The sequence below is a fragment of the Streptomyces sp. NPDC059371 genome (genome assembly GCF_042751995.1).
Taxonomy (GTDB): Bacteria; Actinomycetota; Actinomycetes; order Streptomycetales; family Streptomycetaceae; genus Streptomyces.
In genome coordinates this window covers 81770-97286 of the sequence record NZ_JBHYXD010000011.1, presented here as the reverse complement: position 1 = coordinate 97286, position 15517 = coordinate 81770, and the positions used below count along the sequence as shown (strand labels likewise).

The window sequence follows — 15517 nt, the reverse complement described above, 5'->3', positions numbered from 1 at the left end:
TAGATGAACCCCGCCCGGCCCGCGGCGGGGCGGGCCGCGCGGCCGCGCGGGGGCGCGGCCTCCGCCCACACCCCCCGCACGCGGGGGGGGCCCCCGCCCCCCCACGGGCGCCCCGCCGCTCACGCGGTGCGGGCCGACCGGTGCCTGCGGGGGCTGTCGCTATGGGCCCGTTCGGTGTCGCCCTCTGCGGAGCGCCGGGCGGCGCGGCGGGCGGCCCGGCGGCCGCTCGCGGCCTCCTTGGCGAGCCGGTAGGTCTGGGCCCTGCGGATCATTTCCTCGGACCGGATCTGCTGGAGCTCGAACTCGAACATCTCGTACCCCTCGTGAAGAGTCGGTTTCGGTCTCGCTTGTTCGCGATGCCTCAACCTTCGTCTCCCAGGGGGGTGCGCCACATCGGGAGAGTTCCGCATCTTGGGAGCGCGAAGGGCCTTAGGACGGCGGCCGGTTTCCCGTGCCGGCCCTAAGGCCCCTCTGAGGTGTCGGTTCGTCGGTGGTGCCGGGTCGCGGGACTCAGCTCGTGGAGGGCAGTCCGAGGAGGATGTCGGAGTACTTGGCTACCGCGAGCACCAGGCCCACGACGCCGAGGGAGACGCCCGCCCAGGCGACGGACTTGATCCAGGCGGCCTGCGGCCTGCCGGGGGCGCCGAAGGCGGGCCGGACCAGCACCACGACGCCGACGATCAGCGCGACCAGCGCGAAGAGGCCGCCGACCAGCGCGGTGGCCGCCCAGGCGTCGCCGTAGACCTCCTTGACCTGCGTGGCCACGCTCGCGGTCGACGAGGTCTCGAGCTGGCCGATCAGGGTCTCGCGGGCGGCCGCCACGGTGGAGACCCAGCTCCCGGTCAGCGACACCACGCCGAGTGCGGCGGACACCACGGCGGCGGCACCCTGGCCGACACCGCCGTCCCGTCCCGCCCCGGACTCGTCGAGGGCGGCGACGTCCGCGTCGGCCTCGTCCCGCTTTTCGACGTCCTCGTCCCGCTCCTCGGCGTCGGCCGCCGGCCCGGTCCCTTCGCCCGTGGACGCCTCGGCCGCGTCGGCCTTGGTGACGTCCACGGTCCGCTCGTCGCGCTCCGCCTCGGTACCGGTCTCGGCCCCGGTCTCGTCAACTGTCTTGGTTCCCATGCGTGGCACCGTACGGACGCTGTCTGAGAGCTTCCTTAATGATCCACGGGGGTGGCGTCCGCGCGTGCGGCACGCCACTCGGGGGCGAGCACGGACCACACCTCGAGGTCGTGCCGGACCCCGTGATGGGGGTGCTTCTCACGGAGCACGCCGTCCCGGCTCAGGCCGAGCCGCCGGGCCACGTTCAGGCTCGGGGCGTTGCCCGCGGCGGCGACCCACTCGACGCGGTGGATCCCCCGCTCCTCGACCGCCCAGTCGATGAGGATCCGCATCGCGCGGGTGACCAGACCGCGCCCGGAGGCGGCGGGTTCCAGCCAGCAGCCGACCTCGCAGTTGCCCTGGGCCGCGTCGAAGTTCAGGAAGAGCACACCGCCCACGAGCTTCCCGTCCAGCCACAGGCCGTGCAGGGACCCGGTGTCGGCGCAGCACATGTCCGCGTACCTCTGGAGCTGCGCCCGCGCGGACGGCACGTCCGTGGAACGGGCCCCGAAGGGGATGAACCGCCCGATGAACTCGCGCCCGCGGTCCAGGTGCGCGAGGAACTCCTCGGCGTGCCAGGTCTCCAGGGGCCGCAGTTCCGCTCCGTCGTCGCCCAGGGATATCGCGTACACCCCGTCACCGCTCCTTCGTCGTCACGTCCTGCACCCCGGCGTCGGGCACCCCGGTGTCCGGCACCTTGAGGTCCAGCACCTCGACGTCGGCCGCCGCGTGGCCCAGTACGTCCGCCGCCTCGGCGTCCGTGGCCTCGGCCAGCCTCTCATGCGCGGCCCGGCATTCGGGCGGCTCGATGCTGATGCGCGGCAGCCTCTTGTCGAGCGCCCGGGGCAGCCACCAGTTGGCGTCGCCGAGCAGGTGCATGAGGGCGGGGACGAGGAGCGTGCGCAGGACGAAGGCGTCCAGGGCGACGGCGGCGGCCAGGGCGATCCCGAACATCGCGATCACGCGGTCGCCGCTGAGCACGAAGGCGAGGAAGACCGAGATCATGATGACGGCGGCGGAGTTGATCACCCGGCTGGTCTCGGCGAGGCCGACGCGTACGGCACGCCGGTTGTCACCGGTCTCCAGCCACTCCTCGTACATCCGGCTCACCAGGAAGACCTGGTAGTCCATGGACAGCCCGAAGAGCACCGACACCATGATCACTGGCAGGAACGGCTCGATCGGGCCCGCGCGGCCGAGGCCGAGCAGCTCGCTCCCCCAGCCCCACTGGAAGATCGCGACGACGACTCCGAAGGCCGCGGCGACGGCGGCGATGTTCATGACCGCGGCCTTGAGCGGGATGCCGATCGAACGGAACGCGAGCAGCAACAGGACACAGCCGAGGCTGATCACGACACCCACGAAGAGCGGGAGCTTGCCGATGATGACGTCCGCGAAGTCGTCGTAGCTCGCCGTCACACCGCCGACCTGTACGTCGAGCGAGGTGCCCGACTCGGCGCGCGGCAGGACGTCGGTGCGCAGCCGGTCGACGAGATCGCTGGTCTTCTGGGACTGCGGCGCGGAGTTTGGGACGACGGTGAGGAAGGCGGTGTCACCGACGCCGTTGTACGTCACCGGTGTCGCCGAAGCGACACCCTCTGTGGTGCGCAGCGTGGCGTCCAGGTTGTCCAGGGCGAGCCGGTCCTCGGCGCCGCCGACCTTGGTGACGAGCGTCAGGGGCCCGTTCACGCCGGGACCGAAGCCCTCCGAGACGAGGTCGTACGCCTGCCGGGTGGTCGTCGTCCTCGGATCGTTGCCCTGGTCGGACGTGCCCAGGTGGAGGGAGAACGTGGGGAGGGCGAGCACGGCCATCACGACGACGGCCACGACGCCGAGCAGCTTGGGGTGGCGTTCCACGAAGGCGGACCAGCGGGCGGCGAACCCGGTGGCCATCTCCGGCTCGGGCCCGTGCTCCTCCAGCCGCCGCCGCTCGCGGCGGCTCAGCGCGCGTGGACCGATGAAGGAGAGCAGCGCGGGCAGCAGGGTCACGGAGGCCGCGACGGTGAGCACGACGGTCAGGGAGGCGGCGATCGCCACACCGTTGAGGAAGCTGAGCCGCAGGATGAGCATGCCCAGCAGGGCGATGCAGACGGTGGCGCCGGCGAAGACGACCGCGCGTCCGGTGGTGGCCACGGCGTTCTGCGCCGCCTCGGCCACCGGCAGTCCGCGTTTGAGGCCGCGCCGGTGTCTGGTCACGATGAACAGCGCGTAGTCGATCCCGACGCCGAGGCCCACCAGCATGCCGAGCATGGGGGCGAAGTCGGCCACGGTCATGGCGTGTCCGAGGAGCACGATGCCGAAGTACGCCGTGCCCACGCCGACCAGGGCGGTGGCAATGGGCAGCATGGAGGCGGCGAGCGAGCCGAAGGCGAGGAAGAGGACCACGGCGGCGACGGCCACGCCGACGATCTCGGCCGTGTGTCCGCCGGACGGCTTGGTCAGGGAGATCGCGGTGCCGCCCAGCTCGACGTCGAGCCCCTTGGCCTCGGCGTCCTTGGCGGCGTCGACGACGGCCCGGACCTCGCCCTTGTCGAGGTTCTCGGCCCGGTCGGCGAAGGTGATGGTCGCGTACGCCGTCCGGCCGTCCCGGCTGATCCCGCCGTCCGCGCCCGTCCGGCCCGATCCCTCGTGCGTGTACGGGCTGTCGACGGAGGCCACTCCGGGGAGCTTCTCGATCTTGTCCAGGGCCCGGGTCATCGACTGCTCGACGTCGGCGGAGCGGACCGTGCCCGAGCCGGTGTGCCAGACGACGGTGTCGCTGTCACCGCCGTGCCCGGGGAAGCCGCTGTTCAGGAGCTGCGTCGCGCGGCCCGATTCGGTGCCGGGGACTTCGTAGTCGTTGGAGTACGCGGAGCCCGTCGCGGCCGCGGCCGCGGTCACACCGCCGAAGGCCAGAAGCCAGAGGAGGACGGTGATGAGGCGATGCCGGACGCACCACCGAGCAAGGGCTGCCACGAGCGAGCTCCCTGGGGGGATTTGTGGATCTTTATCGGGAACCGCCCGCAAAGAACACATGACTAATGCGTCATCACTCTTGCAGTCTGAAATGATCCTTTGTCGCATTCGTGGGCTTACTCACAGGGCTGCGACCGATGTCACAGGGCATGCGTGCGGCCTCTGCCACCCCGCCCGCCCCGGCTCAGTCCAGCTGGTCACCCACAGCCATGACCATCACTCCGGCGATCATCAGCCACAGGGCCCGCCGGGTGCGGCCCTTGGCCCCGAGCACCGACGCTCCGGCGCACAGGACGGCTCCCGAGGCGTAGGAGAGGGGTATGAGCGCGCTTCCCGAGCCGCCGGTGCGCATCATCGACGCGGCGAGTCCGGCGACGGTCAGCAGGACTCCGGTGCCGATCGCGGTCCAGCGCGCCCGGCGCGCCTCCGGATCCTCGTCCTCGTCCTCGTCCTCGTCCTCGTCCTCGGGGTCCAGGTCCTCCGGGTCCGGGTCCTCGTCCTCCGGCTCCGCGGGGTCGTGGTCCTCGCGGCCGTCGGGGTCCTGGGGCGTGCGGTCGTGCGTCTCGCCCGTGCTGTCGGGCGTCGCGGTCGTGCCGTCGGGCGTCTCGCTCGTACTGTCCTGCGTCTCGCTCGTACTGTCGTGCGTCTCGCTCGTGCCGTCGTGCGTCTCGGAGTCGGTGCTTCCACTCATGGCGCGGGAGCGTAGCGCGTTGACTTGAGCACGCCGACACAGACCCCAGGGGGTGCGCCGGTCGCGGCGCACCCCCTGGGATGTGGGAAAACCCGGATCTCAGCCTTCGGAGACGCCCAGCTTCTCCAGGATGAGCTCCTTGACGCGAGCGGCGTCGGCCTGGCCGCGGGTGGCCTTCATGACCGCGCCGACGAGCGCGCCGACGGCCTGGACCTTGCCGCCACGGATCTTGTCGGCGATGCCCGGGTTCCCGGCGACGGCCTCGTCGACGGCGGCGGTCAGCGCGCCCTCGTCCGAGACGACCTTCAGGCCGCGCTTGTCGACGACCTCGTCCGGGGTGCCCTCGCCGGCGAGGACGCCCTCGATGACCTGACGGGCCAGCTTGTCGTTCAGATCGCCGGCGGCGACCAGCTCGGACACCCGGGCGACCTGGGCCGGGGTGATCGGCAGGTCCTCCAGGGCCGTGCCCGACTCGTTGGCGCTGCGGGCCAGCTCGCCCATCCACCACTTGCGGGCGGAGGTGGAGTCGGCACCGGCCTCGATCGTCGCGACGATCGAGTCGATGGCACCGGCGTTGAGCATCGACTGCATGTCGTGGGCGTTGACGCCCCACTCCTCGCGCAGCCGGTTGCGGCGGGCCAGCGGCTGCTCGGGCAGTCCGCCGCGCAGCTCCTCGACCCACTCCCGGGACGGGGCGACGGGCACGAGGTCCGGCTCCGGGAAGTACCGGTAGTCCTCCGCCTCCTCCTTCACGCGGCCCGAGGTCGTGGACCCGGTGTCCTCGTGGAAGTGGCGCGTCTCCTGGATGATCGTGCCGCCGGAGTTCAGCACCGCGGCGTGGCGCTGGATCTCGAAGCGGGCGGCACGCTCGACGGAACGCAGGGAGTTGACGTTCTTCGTCTCGGAGCGCGTGCCGAACTTCTCGCGGCCGTGCGGGCGCAGCGAGAGGTTCACGTCGCAGCGCATCTGGCCCTGCTCCATACGGGCCTCGGAGACACCGAGCGCCTTGATGAGCTCGCGCAGCTCGGCGACGTACGCCTTGGCGACCTCGGGAGCACGCTCGCCCGCGCCCTCGATCGGCTTGGTGACGATCTCGATGAGCGGGATGCCCGCCCGGTTGTAGTCGAGCAGCGAGTGGGACGCGCCGTGGATGCGGCCGGTGGCACCGCCGACGTGCAGCGACTTACCGGTGTCCTCCTCCATGTGGGCGCGCTCGATCTCCACACGGAAGACCTCGCCGTCCTCGAGCTGGACGTCCAGATAGCCGTTGAAGGCGATCGGCTCGTCGTACTGCGAGGTCTGGAAGTTCTTCGGCATGTCCGGATAGAAGTAGTTCTTCCGGGCGAAGCGGCACCATTCGGCGATCTCGCAGTGCAGCGCGAGGCCGATCTTGATGGCGGACTCGACTCCGGTCGCGTTGACAACCGGGAGGGCGCCGGGCATGCCGAGGCAGGTCGGGCACGTCTGCGAGTTGGGCTCGGCGCCCAGCTCGGTCGAGCAGCCGCAGAACATCTTCGTCTTGGTGCCGAGTTCGACATGGACTTCGAGGCCCATGACGGGGTCGTACGACGCGAGCGCGTCCTCGTACGACACCAGGTCGATCGTGGTGGTCACGGTGAAAACTTCCCTCTCAGCCCAGCAGGACGTCGTCGTCGCCCAGGCGCTTGAGCTCCCGGTAGAGGATGGCGAGGCCGGTGACGATGGCGGCGGCGGACACGGCAGCGTCGATGAGGCGCAGCGTGTCGTTCTCCTTGCGGGCCCTCTTGACCTGCTTCGCGACACCGAGGGCACCGAACGCCGTGCCCGCGATGGACAGATACGTGCCGGACTTGGACTTCTTGAAACCCTTGGCCTTGGACATTGCCTTGCTCACAGCGACGGAGCCTCCTCAAGCAGCGGGTGGCCCCACTTTTCCACGAAGGCGGCCTCGACGGCGGCTCCGACCTTGTACAGACGGTCGTCCTTCAGCGCCGGGGCGATGATCTGCAGACCCACCGGGAGGTTGTCCTCGGGGGCGAGACCGCAGGGCAGCGACATGGCGGAGTTGCCGGCCAGGTTGGTCGGAATGGTGCACAGGTCCGCGAGGTACATCGCCATCGGGTCGTCGGCGCGCTCGCCGATCGGGAAGGCGGTGGTGGGCGTCGTCGGCGAGACGATCACGTCGACCTGCTCGAACGCCTTCTCGAAGTCGCGGGTGATGAGCGTACGGACCTTCTGGGCGCTGCCGTAGTACGCGTCGTAGTAGCCGGAGCTGAGCGCGTACGTGCCGAGCATGACGCGGCGCTTGACCTCGGGGCCGAAGCCGGCCTCGCGGGTGAGGGCGGTGACGTCCTCGGCGGAGCGCGTGCCGTCGTCGCCCGCGCGCAGGCCGTAGCGCAGGCCGTCGAAGCGGGCGAGGTTGCTCGAACACTCGGACGGGGCGATCAGGTAGTACGCGGAGAGCGCCAGGTCGAAGGACGGGCAGTCCAGCTCGACGATCTCGGCGCCGAGCTCCTTGAGCATGACGACGGCCTCGTCGAAGCGCTGCACGACACCGGCCTGGTAGCCCTCGCCGCGGAACTGCTTGACGACACCGACGCGCATGCCGGAGACGCTGCCGTTGCGGGCGGCCTCGACGACCGGCGGGACCGGGGCGTCGATGGAGGTCGAGTCGAGCGGGTCGTGCCCGGCGATGACCTCGTGGAGCAGGGCCGCGTCCAGGACCGTACGGGCGCAGGGCCCGCCCTGGTCGAGGGAGCTGGAGAACGCCACCATGCCGTAGCGGGAGACCGCGCCGTACGTGGGCTTGACGCCGACCGTGCCGGTGACGGCGGCCGGCTGGCGGATGGAACCGCCGGTGTCGGTGCCGATGGCGAGGGGCGCCTGGTAGGAGGCGAGGGCCGCGGAGGAGCCGCCGCCGGAGCCGCCGGGGATCCGGGTGAGGTCCCAGGGGTTGCCGGTCGGGCCGTACGCGCTGTTCTCGGTGGAGGACCCCATGGCGAACTCGTCCATGTTGGTCTTGCCGAGGATGACGACGTCGGCGGCCTTGAGCCGCTTGGTGAGGGTCGCGTCGTACGGCGGGATCCAGCCTTCGAGGATCTTCGAGCCGACGGTGGTCGGGATGCCCTCGGTGGTGAAGATGTCCTTCAGCGCGAGCGGGACGCCGGCGAGCGGGCCGAGCTTCTCGCCGGCCTCCCGCTTGGCGTCCACGGCACGGGCCTGGGCGAGGGCGCCCTCGCGGTCGACGTGCAGGAAGGCGTGCACCTTCTCGTCGACGGCCTCGATCCGGGCGAGGTGGGCCTCGGTGACCTCGACGGCGGTGAGCTCGCCGGCCGCGATCTTCCCGGCGATCTCGGCCGCGGTGAGCTTGATGATGTTGACGTTGGTGTCCGTCATGGTGATTAGTCCTCCCCCAGGATCTGCGGCACCTTGAAACGCTGCTGCTCCTGGGCCGGGGCGCCGGAGAGCGCCTGCTCGGGGGTGAGCGACGGACGGACCTCGTCCACGCGCATGACGTTCGTCAGCGGCAGCGGATGAGAGGTCGGCGGTACGTCTTGGTCGGCGACCTCGCTGACGCGGGCGACCGCGCCGATGATGTCGTCGAGCTGGCCTGCGAAGTGGTCGAGCTCTTCGCCCTTCAGCTCCAGACGCGCCAGCCGTGCGAGGTGGGCGACCTCCTCGCGCGTGATGCCAGGCATGCAGCGATCCTCTGGGGTGAGTGTGTGTGGTTTGGCCCAATCCTATGGGGCCCGGGCCGATGCCCGCGCCCGGGTTTGCCGTGGGACACCCACGACCCCGGCCTCCGGCCGGACATCTCCCGCCCGCGCACCACCCGTTCACCGCTCCCCGGCACGCCGAGCCCTCCCGTTCGGCCGTCCCGCCGTCGGCGGCGATCCGCCGACCGACACCCCGGCCTCCGGCCGGACATCTCCCACCCGCGCACCACCCGTGACTGCCTCCGGACGGGTGAGCTCTGCCGTGGGAGCTCTCGCCGTTGGCGTCCGTCGCGCCGTCGGCGGCGATCGGCCGTCCGACTGCCCGGCCTCCGGCCGGGTGTCTCCCGCCCGCGCACCACCCGTGACTGCCTCCGGACGGGTGAGCTCTGCCGTGGGGGCATCTCGCCGTCGGTGTCCGTCGCTTCGGAAGGGTGCGGGAGGCGTCGGCGGCGGCCGTCGTGCCGGAGGGGCATGGGGTGCCGCGTTCGCGGTCATCGCCCCTCTCCGCCTCACGACGCCTGCGGCGGGACGCGGCACCAGGGGGCCGAGCCTGTCGGGAGAGTGGCACGGGTGGTGCGTGGGTGGGAGACAGCCGGCCGCAGGCCGGGCCGGAGCTGCCACTCGCCCAGCCGCAGGCCGGGCCGGAGCTGCTACTCGGCGGCGGGAAGGGCGGCCCGCGGCCGCTGCCACCCCCGGGCCCCCCGGGCGAGCAGCCACGCCGTCGCCTCCTCGGGCGGCATCGCCGCGGCGACGAGCCACCCCTGGACGGCGTCACACCCCAGATCCCGCAACCGCTCCCACGTCTCGTCGTCCTCGACCCCCTCCGCCACGACGAGAAGCCCCAGCGAATGGGCGAGGTCGACGGTGCACCGCACGATCTCGGCGTCCTCGGCGTCCACGGCGAGCCGCGCGACGAACGAACGGTCGATCTTCAGCTCGCTGACCGGCAGCCGGCGCAGATGGACCAGGGAGGAGTACCCGGTGCCGAAGTCGTCCAGCGACATCTTCACGCCGTGCCCGGTGAGCGCCGCGAGGGTGTCGGCGGCACGCTGCGGGTCCTCCAGGAGCACATGCTCCGTTATCTCCAGTTGGAGCGCTCCCGCGGGAACTCCGTGCCGGGCGAGACGGGCGGCGACGGCGCCCGCGAACCCCGGGGTGTGCACGTCGCGCGGCGACACGTTCACCGCGACCGGCACGTACAGCCCCTGTGCCCGCCAGCGCGCGACCTGCCCGAGGGCCGTCTCCAGGACGTACTCGGTGAGGTGCGGCATCAGCCCGGACGACTCGGCGATGGCGATGAACTCGTCCGGCGGCACCTTGCCGCGCTCGGGATGCACCCAGCGCACCAGCGCCTCGAGCCCGGCCACCTGTCCGTCGAAGCGGACCTTGGGCTGGTAGTGCAGTTCGACGTCACCGGTGTCCAGGGCCCGGCGCAGATCGCCCAGCAGGCCCAGCCGGTCGGGGGTGTTGGAGTCCCGCTTGGACTCGTACACCTCGACGCCCGTACGGTCCCGCTTCGCCTGGTACATCGCGATGTCGGCCAGACGCAGCAGCCCCTCCGCGTCGAGCGCGTGGTCGGGGAAGACGGAGAGCCCGGCGCTGGCCTCCAGGACGAGGGTGAGTCCGTCCAGGTCGAGCGGCGAGCCGAGGGTGGCGACCAGATTGCGGGCGACCCGCGTGGCCGAGGTGGTGGAGTCCACGACCGGCAGTAACACGGCGAACTCGTCACCGCCGAGCCGCGCGGCCTCCGCCCCGCGCGGCAGTGCCAGCCGCAGCCGCTCGGCTATCTGGAGGAGCAGCCGGTCACCGGCGAGGTGCCCCAGCGTGTCGTTCACCGCACGGAAGCGGTCCAGGTCGATGAGCACGAGGGCGGAGCGCACGCCGATGCGCTCGGCGTCGTCCAGGGCCGTCCAGGTGCGCTCCAGCAGCCACTGACGGTTCGGCAGCCCGGTCAGCGGGTCGCGCAGTTGCTCCTCGGCGCGGGCTCGGGCTATCCACAGGGTGGAGTCGAGGGCGATCAGCGGGATCGAGAACAGGGGCAGCAGCGTCGGCTGGGCCATCGCGACGACACAGATCAGCGGCGCGATGCCGAGCAGCGCCACGGCGACGAGCCCGTGTCTGACCAGGGCCGTACGGGCGACGGTGGGCAGGCCCCCACGCGGCGTGTTCAGGTACCAGAGCAGGGCGCGGGTGACGGCGAGATAGGCGCCGGCGACCAGCACGACCTGCGGTGCGGCGTAGAACGTCCAGGTGTCGGGGGCCCAGGGATTCTCGACGCTCGGGAACCGTCCGAACGACGCGAGGACCAGGGCTCCGGCACCGATGCCGAGGATGTCGACGGCGCCGTGCACGACGCCTTGGCGCCAGCGGTTGCGGCGGGCGGTGCCGACCAGGACGACGACGGTGAGGCTGACCATGCCGGCCGGGACCCAGCCGTACAGCAGCAGGACCGCGAGGGTGAGCGCGGCGCCGGAACCGGTGCCGCCCCACCAGCGGGCCCGGCCGAGGGCGACCAGGTGACCGACGATGACGCCGGTCAGCAGGGCCAGCGCCCAGCCGACGGTGCCGCACGGGAAGAGGGCGTGATGACCGCTGAACGCCCGGTAGAAGCCCGCGCCCAGGACGAACGCGGCCGTCGCCATGACCGCCGAGGGCAGCGTCGGCCAGGACAGATGGCGCTCGGGGTCCTGGCCGGGCAGGCCGGTGCCGGGGTCGGCGGTGAGGGCGTTGGGGACGACGGGGACGGGGAGCGGCGCGGCGCCGAACCCGCTCCGGGCGGCGCGCTCCGACTGCCGTCCCGTCCGCAGGCCGGTCAGCCACGCGCCGGTCGTCCGGCGCGGGCGCAGCCGTGAGTCGGGAGCGGCGCTCTCGGTCGGTTCCATTCCCGTCCCTCTCACTGCCGGCGGTGCCGACGCCACACGATCCGTTGCCGGCGACAGCCGCCAACGGTGCCGCGTCGGAAAACCCTTCCCCCGGCTCACGCGGAGTCGAGGATGCGCCGGCCGCGGCCGGGCACGGCAGGCGCACACGTCAACAGTAGGCCGCGGAAGGCTTCCAGGGGCAGCGGTCGTCGACGGTTGCCCGAATGCGACCTGGTCACCCGGATACCCACGATTTGCGCCGAACGGGTGGTCTTCAGCCCCTATTCCTCGATCGGAAGCGCGACTTCCGCCGCCGCGTCCGGTCCTTGCTCCAACAGGACGGCGAAGCCCTCCTCGTTCAGGACCGGAACCTTCAACTGCATCGCTTTGTCATACTTCGAGCCGGGATTGTCGCCCACCACGACGAAGGACGTCTTCTTCGAGACGGAGCCGGTCACCTTTGCTCCACGGCTCTGCAGCTCCTCCTTCGCCCCGTCCCGCGTGTGGTGTTCGAGCGTGCCCGTGACCACGACCGTGAGGCCTTCGAGCGGTCGCGGCGCCTCGTCCTCCCCCGCGCCCTCGTCCTCCAGCCGGACGCCGGCCGCCTTCCACTTGCGGATGATCTCGCGATGCCAGTCCTCGGCGAACCATTCCTTGACCGAGGTCGCGATGATCCCGCCGACCCCGTCGACCGCGGCGAGTTCCTCCTCGGTGGCCTGCTCGATGCGGTCGACGGAACGGAACGCGCGGGCCAGCGCCTCGGCGGCCACCGGGCCCACATGCCGGATCGAGAGCCCGTTGAGGAACCGGGCGAGCGGACGGGTCCTCGCCTCGGCGATCTTCTCCAGCAGGGCAAGCGTGTTCTTTTTCGGCTCGCCCTTCTGGTTGGCGAAGACCGTGACGACCTTCTCCTCACCGGTATGGGGATCCCGCTTGGGCAGGCCGCTGTCCTGGTCCAGGACGTACGCCTTGATCGGGAGCAGCTGCTCGACGGTGAGGTCGAAGAGGTCGCCCTCGTCGACGAGCGGCGGGGCGACGGGCTCCAGCGGCCGGGTCAGCGCCGCGGCGGCCACGTCGCCGAAGTGGTCGATGTCCAGGCACTCGCGGCCCGCGAGGTAGGAGACGCGCTCTCTCAACTGGGCCGGGCAGGAACGGCCGTTGGGGCAGCGCAGGTCGATATCGCCCTCCTTCATGGGCCGCAGCGCCGTACCGCACTCGGGGCACTCGGCCGGCATGACGAACTCCCGCTCGCTGCCGTCGCGCAGGTCGGCGACCGGTCCGAGGATCTCGGGGATGACGTCACCGGCCTTGCGCAGCACCACCGTGTCCCCGATGAGGACGCCCTTGGCCTTCACCACGGCCTGGTTGTGCAGGGTGGCGAACTCGACCTCGGAGCCCGCGACCGTGACCGGCTCGACCTGCGCGTACGGCGTGACCCGGCCCGTACGGCCCACGCCGACACGGATGTTGACGAGCTTGGTGTTGACCTCCTCGGGCGCGTACTTCCAGGCGATCGCCCAGCGGGGTGCGCGCGCGGTGGAGCCGAGCCGGCCCTGGAGGGGGATCTCGTCGAGCTTGACGACCACCCCGTCGATCTCGTGCTCCACGGAGTGGCGGTTCTCGCCGTAGTACGCGATGAACTCCCTTACGCCGTCCAGGTCGTCGACCACCTTGGCGTACCGCGTGGTCGGCAGTCCCCAGGAGTGCAGCAGGCCGTAGGCCTCGGAGAGCCGGCCGAGGCCCTCGAACCCCTCCAGGGCGCCGATGCCGTGGACGACCATGTGGAGCGGCCGACTCGCGGTGACGCGCGGGTCCTTCTGGCGCAGCGAACCGGCCGCCGCGTTGCGGGGGTTGGCGAAGGGCTTGTCGCCCGCCGCCACCAGCCGGGCGTTGAGCTCCTCGAACTTCTCCATCGGGAAGTAGACCTCGCCGCGGATCTCCACGAGGCCGGGGACGTGATCGCCGGTCAGACGGTCCGGGATCTCCGTGATCGTACGGACGTTGGGCGTGATGTCCTCGCCCGTACGGCCGTCGCCGCGGGTCGCCGCGCGCGTGAGACGGCCGCGTTCGTACGTGAGGTTGACGGCGAGGCCGTCGACCTTCAGTTCGCACAGGAAGTGGTGGTCGGAGGCGCCCACGTCCTTGGCCACGCGCTCGGCCCACGCGGCCAGTTCCAGGTCGGTGAAGGCGTTGTCGAGCGACAGCATGCGCTGCCGGTGCTGGACGGAGGTGAATTCCGTGGCGTACGCGCCCGCGACCTTCTGGGTCGGCGAGTCCGGTGTCCGCAGCTCGGAATACTCCTCCTCCAGCGCCTCCAGGGAACGCAGCAGTGTGTCGAACTCGGCGTCGCTGACGACCGGGGCGTCCTTCACGTAGTACCGGAAGCGGTGCTCCTCGACCTGCTCGGCGAGCTGCGCGTGCCGCTCCCGTGCCTCGGCGGGTACCGATGTGGGCTCTGCGTGCTTTTCGCCGGCCACCGTTGTGTCCTCCCGTTACTCTGGGTTGTCCGCGAGGGATCTCGCCGCCCGGACGCAGTGGGCCAGCGCCCTGCGCGCGAAGTCGGGGGAGGCCCCCGCGAGTCCGCACGACGGAGTGAGCGTGACCGCCTCCGCGAGAAGACCCGGCCGCAGCCCCAGCCTGCGCCACAGCGTCCTGACACCCATGACGCTACCGGCAGGGTCCGACAACGGGACGTCCACGCCGGGGACGACACCGGCGAACAGGCGGGTACCGCCCTCGACCGCTTCCCCGATCGCGTCGTCGTCACGTTCGGTGAGGAGGGAGAAGTCGAAGGAGATCGCCGAAACGCCCGCCCGGCGCAACAGGGCGAATGGGACGTCGGGCGCGCAGGAGTGGACCACGACGGGCCCGCCGCCGTGTACCCCGATGACGTCCCGGAGCCTGGCCTCGGCGACCTGGCGGTCCACGGCACGGTTGGTGCGGTAGCCGCTGGCGGTCGGCACCTGGCCGCGAAGCACGGCGACGAGGGAGGGTTCGTCGAGCTGCAGAACGATCTGGGCACCGGGAATCCGCCGGCGTACGTCTTCGAGGTGGAGGCGCAGTCCCTCGGCGAGCGAGCCGGCGAGGTCGCGGCAGGCGCCGGGGTCGGAGAGGGCGGACTCGCCGTTCCTCAGCTCCAGGGAGGCGGCCAGCGTCCAGGGACCGACGGCCTGCACCTTGAGGGGCCCCTCGTAGCCCTGGGTGAACTCCTCCAGGGCGTCGAGGTCCTCGCCCAGCCACGACCTGGCCCGCTTGGTGTCCCGGCCCGGCCGGTCCCCGAAGCGCCAGCCGCTGGGCTCCACGCGCGCGTACAGCTCGACGAGCATCCCCGCGGTCCGGCCGATCATGTCCGCCCCGGGCCCGCGCGCGGGCAGTTCGGCCAGGAACGGGAAGTCGTCGAGGGAACCGATGACGGTCTTCGCGGCCTCCCGCGCGTCACCGCCCGGCATGGACCCGACACCGGTGGCGGGACCGAACCTGAACTCGCTGTTTTCGCTCACCCCGGAAGCCTACGGAATCCCGCGCGGAGGTCAGCCTCCCGGGCGCACCGTCAGGTCGTTGACCTCGGCGTCGCGGGGCAGATCGAGCGCCATCAGGATCGTCGTGGCCACCGACTCGGGGTCGATCCACTTCGAGGCGTCGTACTCCTTGCCCTCCTGCTGGTGGACCTTGGCCTGCATGGGGCTGGCGGTGCGCCCCGGGTAGACGGAGGTCACCCGGACGCCGGCCGCGTGCTCCTCGTGGCGCAGGGAGTCGGCGAGGGCCTTCAGGCCATGCTTGGAGGCGGCGTAGGCGGACCAGTCGGCGTGGGCGTTCAGACCGGCTCCGGAGTTCACGAAGACCACGTGGCCCTGGGCGAGGCGGAGCTGGGGCAGGAAGTGGCGGGTGAGCTCGGCGGGGGCGATCAGGTTGACGTTGAGCTGGTGGCGCCAGGACTTCGGGGTCAGTTCGCCGACCGGGCCGAGGTCGACCACGCCCGCGATGTGCAGCAGGGAGTCGACGCCGCCGGGGAGCGTCTGGTGCGAGAACGCCCAGGAGAGCTTGTCGGGGTCCGCGAGGTCGCCGACCAGGGTCTTCGCGCCGGGGAACGCGGCGGCCAATTCCTTCGCCCGGCCGGCGTGGGGGGGGGGGGGGGGGGGGGGGGGGGGGCCCCCCGGGCGGGGGGGGGGGGGGGGCCCCCCCCCCGGCGCCCCCCCCCCCCCGGGGAAAAG

Annotated in this window: 12 protein-coding genes and 1 pseudogene; all 13 read right to left on the bottom strand. The window is 71.7% G+C overall.

Annotation, left to right across the window (positions count from 1 at the left end; all coding sequences use genetic code 11):
- Nucleotides 1-119: 119 nt before the first annotated feature.
- Complete coding sequence (locus tag ACFXGX_RS09550) at nt 120-311, bottom strand: hypothetical protein (protein WP_384787160.1); 192 nt, start codon at nt 309-311, stop codon at nt 120-122.
- Between the two features lie 199 nt (nt 312-510).
- On the bottom strand, nt 511-1125 hold the full coding sequence (locus ACFXGX_RS09545; RefSeq protein ID WP_384787157.1) for a hypothetical protein: 615 nt from the start codon (nt 1123-1125) through the stop codon (nt 511-513).
- A 35-nt stretch (nt 1126-1160) separates the two neighbouring features.
- Complete coding sequence (locus tag ACFXGX_RS09540; RefSeq protein ID WP_384787154.1) at nt 1161-1736, bottom strand: GNAT family N-acetyltransferase; 576 nt, start codon at nt 1734-1736, stop codon at nt 1161-1163.
- A gap of 4 nt (nt 1737-1740) precedes the next feature.
- On the bottom strand, nt 1741-4059 hold the full coding sequence (locus tag ACFXGX_RS09535; RefSeq protein WP_384787151.1) for an MMPL family transporter: 2319 nt from the start codon (nt 4057-4059) through the stop codon (nt 1741-1743).
- Nucleotides 4060-4243: 184 nt separating this feature from the next.
- Entirely contained in the window at nt 4244-4750 is a 507-nt protein-coding gene (locus tag ACFXGX_RS09530) for a hypothetical protein (RefSeq protein WP_384787148.1), read from the bottom strand.
- Nucleotides 4751-4849: 99 nt separating this feature from the next.
- Entirely contained in the window at nt 4850-6364 is a 1515-nt protein-coding gene (gene gatB / locus ACFXGX_RS09525) for an Asp-tRNA(Asn)/Glu-tRNA(Gln) amidotransferase subunit GatB (RefSeq protein WP_384787145.1), read from the bottom strand.
- 16 nt (nt 6365-6380) lie between these two features.
- Nucleotides 6381-6611 (bottom strand): hypothetical protein, encoded by a 231-nt coding sequence (locus ACFXGX_RS09520; protein ID WP_384787273.1) that lies wholly within the window; start codon nt 6609-6611, stop codon nt 6381-6383.
- Between the two features lie 8 nt (nt 6612-6619).
- Complete coding sequence (gene gatA, locus ACFXGX_RS09515; protein WP_384787142.1) at nt 6620-8125, bottom strand: Asp-tRNA(Asn)/Glu-tRNA(Gln) amidotransferase subunit GatA; 1506 nt, start codon at nt 8123-8125, stop codon at nt 6620-6622.
- Between the two features lie 5 nt (nt 8126-8130).
- A complete protein-coding gene (gatC, locus tag ACFXGX_RS09510; RefSeq protein ID WP_037622623.1) occupies nt 8131-8427 on the bottom strand; it encodes an Asp-tRNA(Asn)/Glu-tRNA(Gln) amidotransferase subunit GatC in 297 nt (98 codons plus the stop codon).
- A gap of 668 nt (nt 8428-9095) precedes the next feature.
- The gene (locus tag ACFXGX_RS09505; RefSeq protein ID WP_384787138.1) at nt 9096-11327 is read right to left on the bottom strand and encodes a putative bifunctional diguanylate cyclase/phosphodiesterase; all 2232 of its coding nucleotides are present in this window, start codon (nt 11325-11327) and stop codon (nt 9096-9098) included.
- Nucleotides 11328-11587: 260 nt separating this feature from the next.
- The gene (gene ligA, locus ACFXGX_RS09500; protein WP_384787135.1) at nt 11588-13783 is read right to left on the bottom strand and encodes an NAD-dependent DNA ligase LigA; all 2196 of its coding nucleotides are present in this window, start codon (nt 13781-13783) and stop codon (nt 11588-11590) included.
- Between the two features lie 15 nt (nt 13784-13798).
- Nucleotides 13799-14806, bottom strand: coding sequence for a methionine synthase (locus ACFXGX_RS09495; protein ID WP_384787132.1), 1008 nt, complete (start codon nt 14804-14806; stop codon nt 13799-13801).
- A 30-nt stretch (nt 14807-14836) separates the two neighbouring features.
- Nucleotides 14837-15424, bottom strand: a pseudogene (locus ACFXGX_RS09490) (SDR family oxidoreductase); the annotation flags it as partial.
- Between the last annotated feature and the right edge of the window lie 93 nt (nt 15425-15517).